Raw genomic sequence first — 16,306 nt, 5'->3', positions numbered from 1 at the left:
CTTTGTAGCTCAGGCTCGCAATAACACGAGCCCGAGATCAGACTTAAACGCAGCTACCCTTGCTTCTTATCCTGAATGAAATCCCTTACCTGCTCACTTAGTACGGCCATAGGAACATTGCCATTTCTAAGAATGATTTCATGGAAGTCCTTAATATCGAAGTCCTCGCCCAGTTCATTTTGCATCAGTTCTCGCAAGGCGAAAATCTCGAGGGCACCAGAATCATAAGAGGTAAGCTGGGCCGGCATTACTGCCATTCGGTCCATCAGAGTCCTCGGGCCTTTAGCAAATGAAGCTCCAGAATCCTGCAAAAATTCCGCAACTTTTTCATCACTCCAACCAAGTACATGCATTGCGGTATCCGCTACCATTCCTCGCGCAGGCCATGCTCTCCTTAGGATCTTGGTTGACCCATACTGGTACATTCCCGCTTCTTCCGCTAGATGCTCAGAGTACCTACCCCAACCTTCAGCAAAAGCAGAGTTAGACAAAGCATCTTCTATTTTGTGAAACTTCTCTTGCTCTTGTACGAGGGCAATTTGCATATGATGGCCCGGGTACCCTTCATGGATAGTAACTTTCTCTGCAGAAGCGTAAGACTCATCCTTGTAAGTTGTCGGGTCATATCCAAATCTCGCCTTGCGCTCCTTGGTGCCCGGAATATAGTGTGCGCTGCGACCTGAGCCCTGTTCATGCTCAGGGATGGCTTTTACTTCCATTTCGATCAAAGGCATTTCATGGAAGAAATCAACAGTTAAATCTCTAGACTTATCTACCAGGCGCTCATAAAACTGATGCATTTCATCAGCGCTATTAAATTTCTGAGTTTTATCCTCACTGGCCTTTGCCACCGACTCAGAATAGGAATCGACCTGGTAAAGTTCCTTACCTAAACGAACCACTTCACTCTTATTAGCGTTTACAGTGCTTAAGCCTAGTTCAAAAACTTCTTCAGGTGTTCTCTGCAATGTCGTATAAGAACGATACTGAGCCATATAACATTCACGGCCATTAGGAATCGCATGGATACCAAGCTCGGCTCTGGCTTCAGGTAAATAGGCAGACTCTAGAAAATTCTTGTAATTCTCCATTGAGGGGATAACGTGATCTGAAAGCACCTGTTTAAATGCAGCTTCAAACTCAGGGTCCCCAGCTTTCTTCGCTAAACCCAAGAAGGGGTGCTCATCGATAGGTACTTGGGTCAAGCCATCAACTTGCTGAATGACTCGCTTAACCACACTCTGAGGTGCGGAGTAACCTTGCTCTAACCCCCGGCGGAGATTGGCTATTTCTTGCTCATAGTAACGAGCCGAGTCAAGCCAACGTTCAATCGCATCTGCCTTTTCTTGGGCTGTTTCAACCGGCTGAACCTCGGTCAAAAAGCCAAGAATGATATGAGGCCCAAACATATGATCAACAGACCAGAGTTCAGTCTTACACACCCTTAGGCCAACATTGGACTCTAATCGCTCTTTCAGTTTGAAGTAGAATACCTTCTCTTGATCACTTTTTAGACCATTAATATCTATTTCTGCCAGTTTATTGAGTATTCTGTCCTCAGATGCCGCTAGAGAGGCAGCGTTACTGGGGGAGTTACTTAAAAAAAGGTTGTGCCTGTCCAGCTCCATATCTGAGAAGTAAGCGTACGGCTGGAAGTTTTCTAAATAAGCTTCGGCATATTGATCCGCTAGATCATGGAGTAGCGCCGAGTTGTCAATAGCTTCCCTACCGGCCACATCAGTTTGGTTATCAGCAACTGAGCATCCCATTAGGACCGATGAAACTACCAATACACCTAAACCCGCTCTTTTTACATTAATCATTCTTATAAGACCGCAACATAAAACTCATTAAAAAGGTTTCTACAAAGAAAACTTCAACTTCCTGTTTTATAGTAGGCACTGTAACAAAATGAGTATCAACACCTCAAATGCGGAATATCGGCGAAGCGAGGATATTTATAGATAAATCCCAGAGATAGAGCGCGGAACTCGTTTAATTGACAGAGTCACAAGTAACAAGCGCTAGCAACTTGACATAGAGACCACCTAAGCCTCCATTAACCTATGCACTTGAAGGGTATGGCGATGCATAAGAAGCCCACTTTAATAAAAATGGGCTTCTTAAAGAACAGTAATTCCTTATAACACCGATGAATGTTACTTCATTTATATTACGGCACTAACTGGTAGCTATTACCTAAGTCGTCTTGTACCACCTCAGCAATACCATCGATGGCGGAGACTTCTAATGGCTCACTTAGAATGCGACTTCTAAATGTCCAGCCTTCTGGCAGATTGAGGCGACTTCCCAGGTCTTTTAAATCGTCAAACTGAAGATCAGAGACCTCAATACGACTAAATGATTGCATAATATACACCTGCCCATTGATATCAGTTAGCTCATAAACACGACGGCCTTCATAAAACAACCAAGTATTATTCCTTAGTACTTGTCCAGGAATATAGGAAACACTCTCTCCGAGATCAGAACTATAATTCATGGTAGTCAATAAGCGCATTTCTAAGTCACCGAAAAAACGGTGTTCATCATCCGGACTAGGTGAGACAATATCGCCACCTAAAATTTCATCCACCACAAAAAAACGCGGCCCATTAGGGATTGCAAAAAGCGCACCATACTCAATTTCTATATCGCTGAAGTTGATAGCATCCCACTGATTTTGGGGACAAAAATTAACACCCGGGGTACCCCAAATCTCTGTTGACTCCTCAGCTCCGTCTAGATAAGACAGTAATATCTCACAATAGCGAAAATTAAAGAGTGGACCGCCAGCTTGCAATGGTTCCTCAACCGTAGTATTTCGCAAGAAATCTAAAAAGTGTATGGCCAATTCCTCGCCTACATCGTCTTGAATAAAGTGGCCTGCAGCAAAGCGCCTATGATCACCATCATCCGAACCGGGTACATGCTCCACCCACTTCTGTTGCGTTTCAATACTCCCCAAGTTGATATCATACTCACCGGCATTAAACATAAAAGGGTTGTGAAAAGCTCCAAGTGTTTTCCAGGCAGAAAAATTCTGCATTTCAATACCTACCATCATCGCAGGAAATGCTCGTATTGCCGCTTTATACTCAATATTTGGGTAGGGGGCGTTATACGCAATTACTTCCTCATCACTTAGCAGGTTAATAGTCAATGTTTGTACCACATCTCCAGCAATTAATTCCGGTACACTAGAGGCATAGTTAATCCATTGTTGGAATCCCTCCACCCTGTCAGTCGATTTTGAAGTAAAGAATGTTTCTGCATCACCCAGTGATTCATCAATCTCAAAAGTCGGGTATATATAAGGATTTCCCCCCAATGGAATCACCGGAAGGTCACCATTCGCGACAACTAGCCTTCCGATAACTTGTGGCATATCACCTGCAATACGAAGACCAATAACACTTCCCCAATCTTGTACAAACAGATTAATATCAGTTAAATTTAACTTATCAATAAACGCCTTAGTCCAAGCAACATGTTGTTCATATTGATGTACTGTGACGTCGATCGGCTTGTCTGACCTTCCCATTCCAATATGATCTGGTGCAATCACTCGGTAACCGGCATCAGCAAGGATCGGGATCATTTTTCGGTATAAATAGGACCAGCTGGGTTGACCATGTAGTAACAGTATAACTTCACCATTATCAGGCCCAACATCCACGTAATGCATATTTAAGCCGTCAATTTCTACGTAACTTGGCTCAAACTCATATCCTGAGAGGGAGTCAAAACAGGCATCGGGAGTAACAATGTATTCCAAACCCGTAGCGGTTGCATGTATTTCACTTTCAGACAATTTACAAGCATCGCTATTTGGGCCTGTAACTAAGGGAATCTCTGTCCCTGAGACATCTTCAGAGTCATCCGAGTCACAAGCAACCAATAGGGAACCCAAAAAGCAGATACCGAACAGACACCGGAATAGAGAGATATATTGGGGAGTTTTAGATATAGAGACAAAAGAATAATTCATAATATAAACCTTCCTTTTACATTAAATAAAAATTCCTTTAACTGGAGAGGATATTCATATCACCATCAGAGCATCCACCTATGACAGAATTGTGCGGATGGTGAAAATCTCCGCACGACCAGAACTGTTGGAAGTTTTATCATTAATTAAACAGGGAAAACTCTATAAAAAAGTACATGACTAACTTCCGCCAATTTAAAAACCAGAGATACATAAACTTATGCTTAGATACTTAAAAATTTGCTTGCAATCGAGAATGTTTTGTATGAGCGGTGCATATTTCAAGCTCAATGGAGCAAATGGCAAGTTTCTTTCATATGAGATTACCTATATCATTCACTGTTGATATTTTGATATATAAAATCGATATTGAATGCAATATAGGCAAGGAACCTTGTTTGAATTTCGCAAAATAAATAAGATCCAAGCATGGATATTTCTTCTAATATGGCCATGGGTGAATATCTTTATCGTCTCTGCTACACTTTATTCACTTGAGTCACTAACCCCCCACTTCTTCCTGTTGGCTACAGCTAAAATATGGGGAATATTTATTTTATGTCACCTTCTTTTCATTTTTATTGAAAACCTTCCCAACAGCCCTCTACGACTGTTAAAAGAAAAACACATTTACTTACTTAGACCAATTGTAGTTATTTTTCTATTTATAAGCATTGCACCGATCGTAGAACCCCCATTAACTTTCAAAGTACCTGACATTAAAATATTACCATTGGCGATAATGCTACTTGAATCGACAGTTTATATTTTTGCCATATATATATTTCAACAGCAAAGTTTCTTCTATCGCTCGCAGATTCATGCACAACAGGCAGAGCTACAAATACTTAAAATGCAATCAAATCCTCACTTTCTATTTAACACTCTAAATTTGATTGCATCAGAAGTCATTCAGCGCCCATCAAAAGCTAAAGAGCTCATTTACAGCCTTTCCGATTTATTGCGCGACACAATCAACTTAACCAAAACCCAATGGATAACTATTGAGGAAGAACTAAGATTAATCGAGTTATACCTCTTGCTGCAGCAAAAGCGCTTTGAGGATCGATTCACCTTTGATATTGACTGCCCACAAAATTTGAATGGAATGAATATACCTTCATTACTATTAATGCCAGCTGTGGAAAATGCCATAAAGTACGGTATTGCACCCTACGCCAAAAGTGGGCATGTGAGTGTAAATGTGGAACTAAATAATAGCTACATAGAAGTGGAAGTTCAGGATACAGGGGCATGCTTTGATGACAAGAACATCACTTATGGTGAAGGATTACGTATTCTAACTCAAACATTAAGAGTCAACTTCAGTGACAACCACGCCCTTAAGCTAAATTCAAGCGGTGAAGGAGCAAGTTTGAAAATTCGCTTCCCACAAGTAAATTCATCCATAACCCCGCAGGTTGAAAATGGCGAAAATGAATACTAAAAAAGTAATTATTGTCGATGATGAACCTGCAGCAAGATCCAATCTAATAGAAGTAATCAACACCTTCGATGAATTGAAAGTTGTGGCGCAAGTAACTGATGGGAAGTCAGCAATAAAGCAGATCATAACCAAAAGCCCTGATATCGTATTCCTTGACATTGAAATGCCAGAGGTGAATGGCTTTGATGTGGCCAATGCAACTCAACATATAAACTATCAACTTGTCTTCCTAACAGCCTATCAGCACTATGCCCTGCGTGCGTTCGACACAAATGCAATTGACTATTTGACAAAGCCTGCTCATCCAGAATTAATAAAGAAAAGCATTCGCAAGATATTACGGCAAGAAATGTATGCCTTAGGGCAACAGACGTCTTCGACAAGCGGAAACCGATTGGTTTTGAGTGATTACAATCAAATGAAGATATTTGAATATGACCAAATTAACTATATCGATAGTATCGGTCGTTATCGTCGCATCCACCTTACCGAGACAGGAGTTAAATCTCACAATACAAATACCATTATTTCAGATATGACTCTTGACAGTTTCAGTGAGCAGCTACCTAAGGAAACTTTTTACCGATTACATCGAAGCTACATCATTAACAGCCATAGAATCCTTGAATTAAAGTTGCAGTCACGACGCCATTTTGTCCGGCTTTCCGGAACAGATACACTTATCCCAGTATCTCGCAGTTTTCTATCCATCTTAAAGGAGAGCATTAAAGTCTCAGCTAGCTCTCTAATTGGGTAATAGATGGCTCTAAGTAATCCCACAAATACAGCTATGAAATTACTCCGAGCCTCCATAACCCCAGAAACCTACATGTTCTTTTCAAGGAAGCTGATGATCGATCCAAAAATAGCTCTACGGTGCTCACTATCAGTAGGACCATGAGCCATTTCTGGATATAGTTTCCACTCATAGTCCTTATCAAACTTACTTAACATCATATTCATGCGGTACATATGTTCAACATCAACAGTTTCATCCTTCTCACCATGAATAATAAATACAGGCCTTTGAAGGTTTTGTGCCAGATATACCGGTGAAATGTCCTTCAGTTTGCCATAGTCTTTAACAGTATCTCCAACATTCTCCAGCAACCACTTACTTTGAGCCTCAGTTGCATAGGGTGAGTTCAGGTAGAGGTTAACATCTGTGATACCGGCCACACTGACTGCACAGCGGAACAATTGCTGGTGTTTGATAGCCATCATTAGTGCAGCATATCCACCATAACTCATTCCAACAGAACAAATTTCCGAAGACAAAATATCGCTTCGGTCACTTACCACCTTTGTTGCTTGAAATATATCTTCAAGCATTAAGTTACCCCACTGCTGAACACCCGCTTCTTCCAGCTCAGTTGAATAACCACTCGATCCTCGATAATTTACCCTTAAAACGGCATAATTATTCGCCACAAAGAACTGTGTATAGTAGTCAAAATACTGATGGTCAAAAACGCCAAGAGGACCACCATGTGGCATAACTATAAGAGGGAATGGCCCGTTACCTTTTGGCATGGTCAATATATAGGGAATATCCAATCCCTCCACTTTAACCTGGTCGTGGTATTGGCGACTCTCAAGTTGATCATTTAAATGTGGAAATTTTGAAGCCACTAGCTGGTCAATTTTCTGATTTTTCCTGCTAAGGAAATAACGTCCTGGCTGGCCGTGGCTCTCACTATAGTAAAGCTCTATAGTACTATCGAGGCTTCTTCCTACTGTTGTTTTCAGTAGACTCTCCATGCCATTTTTTTCTTGTCTATCCTCATCAATATATTGATATTCTAACCGTCCATTATGAACGACTTTTACACCAATCAACTCCCCTGTCGATTGCTCTATTATCAGATCGATAATATCGTAGCTATCAGATCGATAAACTATGCTCTGTTCTCCACTAGTGAAATTGCAGCGGTAAACTACCCGATCTTTCTCCGAATTAGTATCTAAACAAAAGTAAGTTCCAGACTCCGAACTTATAGATACCGGTATAAGGATTCCATGCTCTGCTCCGGGGGCGGGCTCCTCTTCCAACTCTTCTTCAGACCAACTCTTTATTGGGGCGGTAGAGTGTCCATCAACAATTTTACTCAAATGAAGCTTGCTGTCATTGAAAAACAAAACTGACTTTGGCTGCCCTGATGGATCAAAAAACCAGCGTATCGCATACCCTTCAACTGAAGCCACTTCATTCTGAACTGTAAACTGGCCTCCATCTTTTCGTAAAAGTTTACTTGCTTTCTGCTTAAATCGGTTCAGCTTAGATACGTCAATACTGTATACCTTGGAGTAAATCCCACTTTTTGCATACAGAAAATGGCCCGGCCTGTTTGGCAACGCATGGACCAACCATCCTGGTGTTTTTACCTCAAATATTTCTGGAGGCTGGCCTTCGGAGCCTGAGACATCAAGCACTAATAGTCGATAAGCAGGCTTGGTATCTAATAAATTTTTAACACCCTTCTTGACTTCCTTAAACTGGGCAACAAGATACTTTGGGCCAACCCAACGGATAAATTGAATTGATGCATCCCTGGATGTCAATGTTTCGAGATCAATCAGGGTATGACTAGACCCATCTTCACGACTCCAAATATCTAACTTTTGACTAGCATCACTCTGCTTAATGGACGCTACCAATCTTCCATCTGGACTGACTTGTGCTGTTATAGTATCAATCGATTTAAAGTAGCTTTCTGCTGGCATTGCTACTACTGGACCAATTTTCACCAGAATGCACAACAAAACCAATAAAGTCCCTCGAAAAAAAACAATCATTGGTTTATCTCCAAAGGACTTAACCAACTTTGCAAGAATTCATCTTGCACTCCCGCACCAGATACTAGAGGATACAACTCAGTTAATGAATTTATAGCTTCTTGAATTCCATCTAAATCTGTTGCTATTCGATTTTTGAAATAGACTTCTACTGTATCTGACTTTCTTTGCTTACCTATAAACAAGCTACCAATATAATTTGTTTTTTTAGCTTCCACATGAAAACGCCAAGTACGCTGCTTAGCAGTATCTAGTTTGTAGGGGAGATTGAAGTAAGGTGCATTTATTTGGGTAATTTGGTACAGGCCAGCTGGGACTGTCATCAGGTAAAAACCTTCGGACTTATCCTTGAGGCTGACTTTATAACGACCTTTCTTTCGCAGTTTATATTTTTGCCCACTCAGCAGGTATTTATTTCCATTAGCGTACATCTTAGCAAACTCAATTGAGGGCGCAGTACCTCCTACATCTAGCTTAACCAAAACATACCCACGCCCGCCCTCTAACTCAGGTGGACTATCATAGGGTACCAATGATAGCGTCCGAGCAATTACTGATTCAGACACAAGGATTGCCGCAAATATTATGCCTTTAAGAAGAGTATCTACTCCACTTACCTGATAGCCTACCGGCATCACGCTTCTAAAATTTAGTGTCAAAATAACACTTCCATATGTTTATTTATAAATGAGTGACAACGTTTTGAATACTATCTCAGAGCCAAATGCAATACAATTGGCAAGCTTTGGTCCAAATTATGGAGAATAATATGTCAGGGATGAACCCTCTCAGGTACGTTAAGTCTTGCCCACTTCTTTTAGCAGTCTGTTTATTATTTCTACAAGGTTGTGCGGGGCAAGTTAATATGCTACCAACATTGAAAGAAGACGTCCCTATTAGCGAACAAGATGGAATTGTTGTCGCTCGAATCATTAACGCCTCTGGAGTTGCCCTGCCGTTTAATCAACTCACAATTAACCCGGAAAACTTGAACGAGTCTAAATCCATAAAACCGGAACGTCTCCTTGCGGATCGACCAAAGCTAAATGGTACAACGGTATTTGCCTCTTCTGTCAAACCAGGGAATTACTCTATTAGTAGTATTCGGGCGTTCTATTCAAACGGTAATGGATGGTACAGCCGTTTCGTAAGTGCAGATGAGAAGCTGGGGACCTTTTCAGTTACGCAGGGTGAGGTCACTGATCTTGGTACTTTGATCTATTATCCAAAGCCACAAGGTGACAGATACCTTGACCTTTTGATTCGCGCGCCTGAATCAAAAGAAGGGGAGGTAATTGCAAAGCACTTTCCATTCATAAAATACGATCCTCAATCAATCAACGGGTGGCATATCGATGAAAATGATGAAGAGCGTGAGTCAGCTTATATATCCATTGCACAGAATCCTCTGACATACAGCGAAGAGTATATTTCTCCTGATAATTCCATCTACTTTCTTGGAAAGGTCGGCGTATTTATGAAACGTACTCCCGACGGGGGATGGGAGCTTGATGCTGTTGACACCAATCATGAACTAACGGCTATCGCCCAAAACAATCATGGTGATCTAGTTGTCGGGGGGAGTGAAGGCGCTCTATTCTGGCGCTCTGCTAAAGGGGATTGGCTAGACATATCATTGGAGCATGATACTCACATTGAAAACCTGAGACTTCTAGATACAGGAGAGATAGAACTTCTAGTTACTCGCGACTTTGAAGTGAATATTTTTAGGGGAGTAGTATCAAATTCACAAGTAAAGTGGAAACTTTTGAATCAATACTCCTCAAGATCAGGTCAAGGATGGGAGCATATTGCAGAAGTAAAAATAGGGGAAATGAAAGCCCACACCAAAAGTGACCAACATATATACAATACAACTATTTTTGAATTCAACGGCCAGAATTACATAACTGTCCGTGAGCAATCAACGTATGGAAGTATTATATTTTCGCCAATCAACAGCGAAATCTTCATCTATGATCCTGAAAGTTGGATGATCGAAAAAACAGTAGATGATTTTGACCTAAATGCAATTGTTGACGCAGGCGCAGTTCAGTTAGGTGTCGAGGAAGCTGGCTTCTGGTCCTGGACAGGAAAGCCAACCTATTACAAAATTGATAAAAATGGCAACCAGGATAAAATAACTACATATATTAAAGAATGTAAAGAGAGTAAATCTTCCAGAAATCGCTGTATAAATAGAAATTTCACATTTCGATCCGTTCCCTGGTTCTCAACTGACAATGAAGCCGTTGCGATTGTTGGTTTTTCACAAAGTAACTTTTCCGGTAGGAATCGTGAAACAGAAACCAGAATCTTAACAACAACGGATGGCGGAAAAAGCTGGATATCTACAGACAATAAACCACCTACAGACTATTGTACCTCTATAGTTCCTCTGGTTGCCGATCGTTTATTAGTTTCCTGCGATGGTGCCAATGGTGATTTCTATGAATCGACAGACTTAGGGGCCAGTTGGAACCAGGTAAGACAACAAGATAATTTCTAGAAAAAATCAGGTGGATACAAACATCCAATGTATCCACCTTATTTTGGCTATAAAATCTACTAAAGAATGGTCTCACTACAATAGAAAAAATAGTTATTTATAGCTCAAATCTCTGTAAATCTTGCAGTAAAATGCCGTAGAACTTGTGGCTCATACTCGAAAGCTAACCCCCGCAATTCATTGGCCCGCGAGCTAAGTTCGATAATCGCATCTGCTACATAATCCATATGATCATTTGTATAGACTCTACGTGGAATAGTAAGCCGCATTAATTCTAGATCTGCTTTCTTTTGTTCACCGGTATTCGGGTCCCGCCCAAGAAGTAAAGAGCCAATTTCCACAGCCCTGATTCCCGCTTCTAGATACAGCGCATTGGTTAACACCTGTGCCGGAAACTGCTCTGATGGAATATGGGGAAGAATCTTCGATGCATCTACAAAAACCGCATGCCCACCTGTGGGATATTGAATGGGTACTCCAGCAGATCTCAATCGCTCTCCCAGATAGGCCACTTGGCCAATTCGGTAGTTCAAATAGCTCTCATCGGCAGCCTCATAGAGCCCCCGGGCCAGCGCTTCCATATCGCGACCAGCCATCCCTCCATAGGTCACAAAACCCTCCATAGGGACACAGCGGGTTTGTACGGCTTGAAACAGTTCCTCATTGTTTCGAATACAACAAAGGCCACCAATATTTACCATAGGGTCTTTTTTTGCGGACATTGTTAACATGTCCCCATATTGATACATCTCGCGAATAATTTCTAAAATCGATTTTTCTTGATACCCCTCTTCCCTCTGCTTTATAAAGTAAGCATTCTCGCAATATCGAGCTGAATCAATTACCACTGGGATATCATACTTAGTAGCAATTTCATAAACTGCCTGCATATTTTTCATGGACACAGGCTGACCACCAGAACTGTTACAGGTCACAGTAGTTATAATCGCACAGATATTGTGGCTTCCGTGCTCCTCAATAGTGGAAACCAGGCGTTGTAAATCAAAGTTACCTTTCCAGTCGTATGCTGTCGTGGTATCAAAAGCACGTTTATCCACCACATTAATTGCTTTTCCTCCATTTAACTCTATATGCCCTGCAGTAGTATCAAAATGATAATTTGAAATAAATACAGGCTCCGTCCCTCCACGCACTTGACGCATACGCTCAATCAGAGCAGGAAACAAAATTTGTTCTGCCCCTCGCCCCTGATGTGTAGGAACAACCAATTTATACCCAAAAAAATGCTCTACTGCATTGCACAAATTGTAGTAGTTTCGGCTACCGGCATAGGACTCATCACCAAGCATCAAACCCGCCCATTGATTATCACTCATTGCACCAGTGCCTGAATCTGTCAATAGGTCAATATAGACATCATCACTGCGCAGTAAAAACGGATTTAATCCAGCCTTATTGAGTGCAACCTCCCTATCTTTATAGGTTGTCATCTTGATCGGCTCAACCATTTTTATACGGAAGGGTTCAGGGATTCGCTTCATCACAATTATCCTAACAATACCTGCCATACTGCAGGCAATAACAATCCAATTATTATAAGTAAAGTAATTAGCATAAGAGAAACAGGACTGAATTATATTTTAATTAAAGTTAAGTCCTGTAAAACATCTAAAAACTGCAGAAACACATCAACGGGATATTGTTCCCTACTGAGATTCAGGCTCCTCTGTCAAAAATGATTGTCAAGTATTCCACTTCTTAACTTATGGTACAATAGGCTGCATTATCTATATGGCTTTTTCAGTCACTTGAGTGAACTTATTATTGGGTTCTTAGGTTCACATTTCTTGTGACCGGAAGCCACTCTAGATTTCCCAAGTATCGAGATAAAAGATTATCTAATGACAACTTAGCTCACATTTTAAACATTGATGAACAGAGGTCCCAGAATAGAAACATCTAACTTATAAATGAGGCAGAAGATACTAATTGGATCAGAGCTTATCAATTAGTGATGCTTCTGCCCCACGTCATCTCTCTTAGTTACCTTCTAATTTTGAGAGGTAAAACTGAAAAGCACGATGTGCCACTTGATGACCTATCGCCTGCCCTGCAGGTACTGAAGGCTCAAAGTGTACACCTCCCCATACACGACTGTTACCACAGTCCTCTTCAAATGAAGTCCAGGTAGGGAAATATAGATTCAAGTCAGTTTGTGGTGTTACACCAGGCTCAATCTGGGAGCTGCCAGACAGCGCAGTTACAGAATATCCCAAAGTATCGCCTTGAGGTAAAAACAAGCGGCTTGTCTCGGCATGCGCAGCACAAAAGCTAGCTGATGCGGAGGGATACTCGGGATGATCAGCTACAGGCAGATAGCTAGTCCACTGACTGGCGGGTAAATCATCCACAGTTCCCTTTCCAGCGCCCCCCCAAGCCGTTACAGGTTCATCCTTATAGATATACCGAACAGCAGAAAAAGGTCTTACTGAGTTATGGCGACGCTTTTCCTTCCAAATAGCAATTGCAGTATCAAAAGCTGCCATATTAGTTAGGAAGTCATAGTGTATGAAATCCATCAGGGATAAACCTTGAGATTCAGATGCAAAAACGGCAGCGAAGCCTAAGCTGAATATCTTCATATCAAATAGCTCAGCTTTCATCTTCTGCTCATCAGTTAAATTCGCCGATGTAGCCAATACATCATTTACTTGCGCTACGTAACTGGGGTAGTTCCAAATTTTGGATTTAATTGGTATCGGTGAAGTAAACTCATCAGGAGATTCGTAGCTGTAGGGCGTAGTCAATGCAATTTGAGGAGTTACGAACTGCTGAACCCGAAATACGCCTGGTCGCTCCATTAAAACTGCCGGCTGCCATTTTGATGGAAAACGCAGCTTGTAGGCAGAATTAGCAGGTTTAAAGTCAGTATAATCGGCATAAGGCAAGCGATGATAAAGCTGGTTACCTTCATTACCTAACTGATTCATCCCATCATTGACACGTCCTTCCAGAACTTTTCTACCAGCATAATTTCCTATACCAATTGGTGTCGTCGTATCTTCTGAAATATTTTCAGGATCTAACCCTAGCTCAATTAGCATATCATCCCATTCAGATACCAAATGGGGAAATAAACCACTTAGTACTTTGTGGGAAGCATAGGTCAATGCAATATTTAACTCAGCATTATCTGTCGGCTCTGTCATTCGACTAATATCTGAGTAAACGCCCTTTGCTGTCGGATGATAAGGTGCTGTTGCATCAAACCAGGAGTTAGTGATAAGCGTTGTAAAACGGAGTACCAACGTCGCATCATTTGCAGCCGGAGACACTTCGAAGATTGCACAGGCTGCAGCTGGGATTATATTTTGTACCGCAACATTACAAGTTCCTAGCTCTTCAGAGCTACATTTTGGAGGCAATGAAACGTCCTCTAACTGAGGACAACTGATGGCCTGCGCTTGCCAACTTGCTGACACAAATACTAATCCTATAATACTTTTTAAAGCTTTTTTATAAGTTACATCTTTTAGCATTGGATTTTCCTTTTTGCTATATCCATGTGACCAATGTAGCATCCTAACTACCGATCACTTTCTAATGATAAACACCTAAAAACACTTTAAAACAGACTGCTCCTCCCCCCATTTCAATTGTAAATGACCATAATTCCTGACATTCTTTTAGTGCCGACAGCACTTGTATTATCAGAACCTAAAATTCAAAACCAACAATTAAGGCAAGCTAATGAAATTACTTGCAAAGTAATTACTTGTAAAGATACCAGCTCACAGAAACAGTAATTTTTTGAGATTCAAATTATTGGCGAGCCCTTTTAAAAAGACAACAATCCATTTTTTCTTTTAACAAACTGCAAAGTCAAAAAAGTTACACTTTAGCGAATATTTTTTGGATTAAAAGGGGCGTCATCTCAGCATATATTTTCTATAAACACGAGCTAGTCCAACACAGATAGTGATAAAAGTACTAATGCGGCAATACTTAATACTATAAATCCAACACATTTCCATTCAATTACCTAAATTACACTTTCTACTGATATCGAATTTATTTGTCTTATTTTATGAGCACCCAAATAATTAAAGCCCACTTAACCCAAATACAGATAGCGTGGAGCTGCCATCATTGCCATATATAACAGCACCAGCTATTTGATTTTATTCTACTAGAATTGTATTCACTAGAAAATTACAGGCACTTACCTGACATTTCTTGAACAAGCACACTGAGTCGATCTGAACAACAAACTATCCCCTCAAAGGGAGTAAAAATAATTAGCGAGAAGAGCTTTATGAACGACAGCCTCATACTTTAGTGTCATTCCTGGCAGCACAATGTAATGTTAAAAGAAACCATAAAGGTGAAAATATTACATACACATCTGAAAAGCTCTGGAAGAATCGCTTATAGCAATTTCCAGAAATAAGCCAACCAACAGTGGATTGGATTCAGCTTAATCAAGAAATATTATCTTTCGAGTGCGGGCAGCGTTAAATCTAGGAAAAATAATTTCACTCTAATTTGCAATACTTAACATCTTTTCGACACACCACAACTTTTATACCAAATCAGCAACCACCCGCATAGCGGGTGGTATGGTGAAAGCCCCCAGAGGGGGCTTGTTACAATCCCGCCAATTGCATCTGCTCTTGCCGGCGTTCTTCAACCTCTTGATTCTTGATGTACTCTCGAATCATCTGCTCATCAAGCCCTACTGTACTCACGCAGTAGCCCCGAGCCCAAAAATGTCTTCCTGTGAAATTTCTCTGTACATGCTTGTACTTCCGAAATATCCGGATCGCAGATTTCCCTTTCAGAAACCCAACCGTATTGGAAACACTTAACCTGGGAGGAATCATTAACAACATATGAATGTGATCCCTCATTGCGTACCCCTCGACCAACTCAATGCCTTTTTGACGACACAAGTCTCGGAATATTGCTCCAATCTCACGTCTCAATGCCCCAAATAACGCTTTCTTTCGATACTTGGGCACAAATACCACATGGTACCTGCAATAATGTTTCACGTGAGCTTGGCACTGCCAATCTCGCATATGGCCTCCTTAAAGAACTTGCCGGTTCATGGAGGCCATATTTTTACTCTGCACGCCGGAACGGCAGAGCCTTGTCAAGTCTCACCGCCAGAGGCGGTGGTTTACCCATGTATTAATTAAAATAATAAACATTTAAAATGCTCTTCCAAGAGCTGTGTACCAATTTTTACCTGCAAGCATCTTACCCGCCTCCATTAGGTACTGAACATCTTTAGTATCTATATATTTCTGACAAATATTGCCTATTTCACTATTTTTCAATTCGTCTGAAAGCTTATCCCAATCACTTGGATCATTGTGAACCAGGGAGTAAAAAGCAAATGCTATTGTTCGCCAGTCTTCTCTATTATCTATTAGCTGATCAAGGCTCTTTTTCATGAGTAATTCTCTTAGTAAATACTAAAATCATGTGCAGATTTAACTATAGCGATAATTATCTTCACCTTTTTTACTCGCTAATATCACCGTAAACGGCGAAGCACACTATGCCGAACACAGTGCGCCCAGAGGCATGGAACACT

11 protein-coding genes are annotated in these 16,306 nt (G+C 41.0%); 3 read left to right on the top strand and 8 right to left on the bottom strand.

Going from position 1 to position 16,306, the window contains the following annotated elements; translation table 11 throughout:
• Nucleotides 1–53: 53 nt before the first annotated feature.
• Complete coding sequence (locus tag ACJJI1_RS17435; RefSeq protein WP_444957429.1) at nucleotides 54–1,823, bottom strand: DUF885 domain-containing protein; 1,770 nt, start codon at nucleotides 1,821–1,823, stop codon at nucleotides 54–56.
• 350 nt (nucleotides 1,824–2,173) lie between these two features.
• Nucleotides 2,174–3,991: a haloalkane dehalogenase gene (locus ACJJI1_RS17430; protein ID WP_444957428.1), complete on the bottom strand. Its 1,818-nt coding sequence runs from the start codon at nucleotides 3,989–3,991 to the stop codon at nucleotides 2,174–2,176.
• A 394-nt stretch (nucleotides 3,992–4,385) separates the two neighbouring features.
• Between ACJJI1_RS17430 and ACJJI1_RS17425 the strand changes: the two genes are divergently transcribed.
• Together ACJJI1_RS17425 and ACJJI1_RS17420 are read left to right on the top strand one after the other, a co-directional pair.
• Complete coding sequence (locus tag ACJJI1_RS17425) at nucleotides 4,386–5,438, top strand: sensor histidine kinase (RefSeq protein ID WP_444957427.1); 1,053 nt, start codon at nucleotides 4,386–4,388, stop codon at nucleotides 5,436–5,438.
• Nucleotides 5,419–6,195 (top strand): LytR/AlgR family response regulator transcription factor, encoded by a 777-nt coding sequence (locus ACJJI1_RS17420; RefSeq protein ID WP_444935656.1) that lies wholly within the window; start codon nucleotides 5,419–5,421, stop codon nucleotides 6,193–6,195. Before ACJJI1_RS17425 ends, ACJJI1_RS17420 begins: the two co-directional genes overlap by 20 nt.
• Before the next feature lie 68 nt (nucleotides 6,196–6,263).
• Here the strand turns inward: ACJJI1_RS17420 and ACJJI1_RS17415 are convergent, their stop codons facing one another.
• Together ACJJI1_RS17415 and ACJJI1_RS17410 are read right to left on the bottom strand one after the other, a co-directional pair.
• Complete coding sequence (locus tag ACJJI1_RS17415) at nucleotides 6,264–8,234, bottom strand: alpha/beta hydrolase family protein (RefSeq protein WP_444957426.1); 1,971 nt, start codon at nucleotides 8,232–8,234, stop codon at nucleotides 6,264–6,266.
• The gene (locus ACJJI1_RS17410; protein WP_413665465.1) at nucleotides 8,231–8,893 is read right to left on the bottom strand and encodes a hypothetical protein; all 663 of its coding nucleotides are present in this window, start codon (nucleotides 8,891–8,893) and stop codon (nucleotides 8,231–8,233) included. Before ACJJI1_RS17410 ends, ACJJI1_RS17415 begins: the two co-directional genes overlap by 4 nt.
• 110 nt (nucleotides 8,894–9,003) lie before the next feature.
• On the opposite strand from ACJJI1_RS17410, the gene ACJJI1_RS17405 reads away from it, so the two are divergent.
• Nucleotides 9,004–10,743: a WD40/YVTN/BNR-like repeat-containing protein gene (locus ACJJI1_RS17405; protein WP_413665464.1), complete on the top strand. Its 1,740-nt coding sequence runs from the start codon at nucleotides 9,004–9,006 to the stop codon at nucleotides 10,741–10,743.
• Between the two features lie 104 nt (nucleotides 10,744–10,847).
• Here ACJJI1_RS17405 and ACJJI1_RS17400 read toward each other — a convergent pair whose 3' ends face one another.
• The 4 genes from ACJJI1_RS17400 to ACJJI1_RS17385 all read right to left on the bottom strand — a co-directional run bounded on the left by ACJJI1_RS17400 (nucleotide 10,848) and on the right by ACJJI1_RS17385 (nucleotide 16,163).
• Nucleotides 10,848–12,245, bottom strand: a complete 1,398-nt coding sequence (locus tag ACJJI1_RS17400) for a tryptophanase (RefSeq protein ID WP_413665463.1) — start codon at nucleotides 12,243–12,245, stop codon at nucleotides 10,848–10,850.
• A gap of 498 nt (nucleotides 12,246–12,743) precedes the next feature.
• Nucleotides 12,744–14,243 (bottom strand): vanadium-dependent haloperoxidase, encoded by a 1,500-nt coding sequence (locus tag ACJJI1_RS17395; RefSeq protein WP_444957425.1) that lies wholly within the window; start codon nucleotides 14,241–14,243, stop codon nucleotides 12,744–12,746.
• A gap of 1,107 nt (nucleotides 14,244–15,350) precedes the next feature.
• Nucleotides 15,351–15,785 carry an IS200/IS605 family transposase gene (tnpA, locus tag ACJJI1_RS17390; protein WP_444933710.1) on the bottom strand — a complete coding sequence of 145 codons (435 nt, stop codon included), beginning with the start codon at nucleotides 15,783–15,785 and terminating at the stop codon, nucleotides 15,351–15,353.
• A 132-nt stretch (nucleotides 15,786–15,917) separates the two neighbouring features.
• Nucleotides 15,918–16,163 carry a hypothetical protein gene (locus tag ACJJI1_RS17385; protein ID WP_444957424.1) on the bottom strand — a complete coding sequence of 82 codons (246 nt, stop codon included), beginning with the start codon at nucleotides 16,161–16,163 and terminating at the stop codon, nucleotides 15,918–15,920.
• Nucleotides 16,164–16,306 lie beyond the last annotated feature (143 nt).

The sequence above is a fragment of the Microbulbifer maximicatervae (SeqCode) genome (assembly GCF_052467065.1).
Note: the sequence above shows the minus strand (reverse complement) of the source record. Positions and strands in the feature narration are given on the sequence as shown.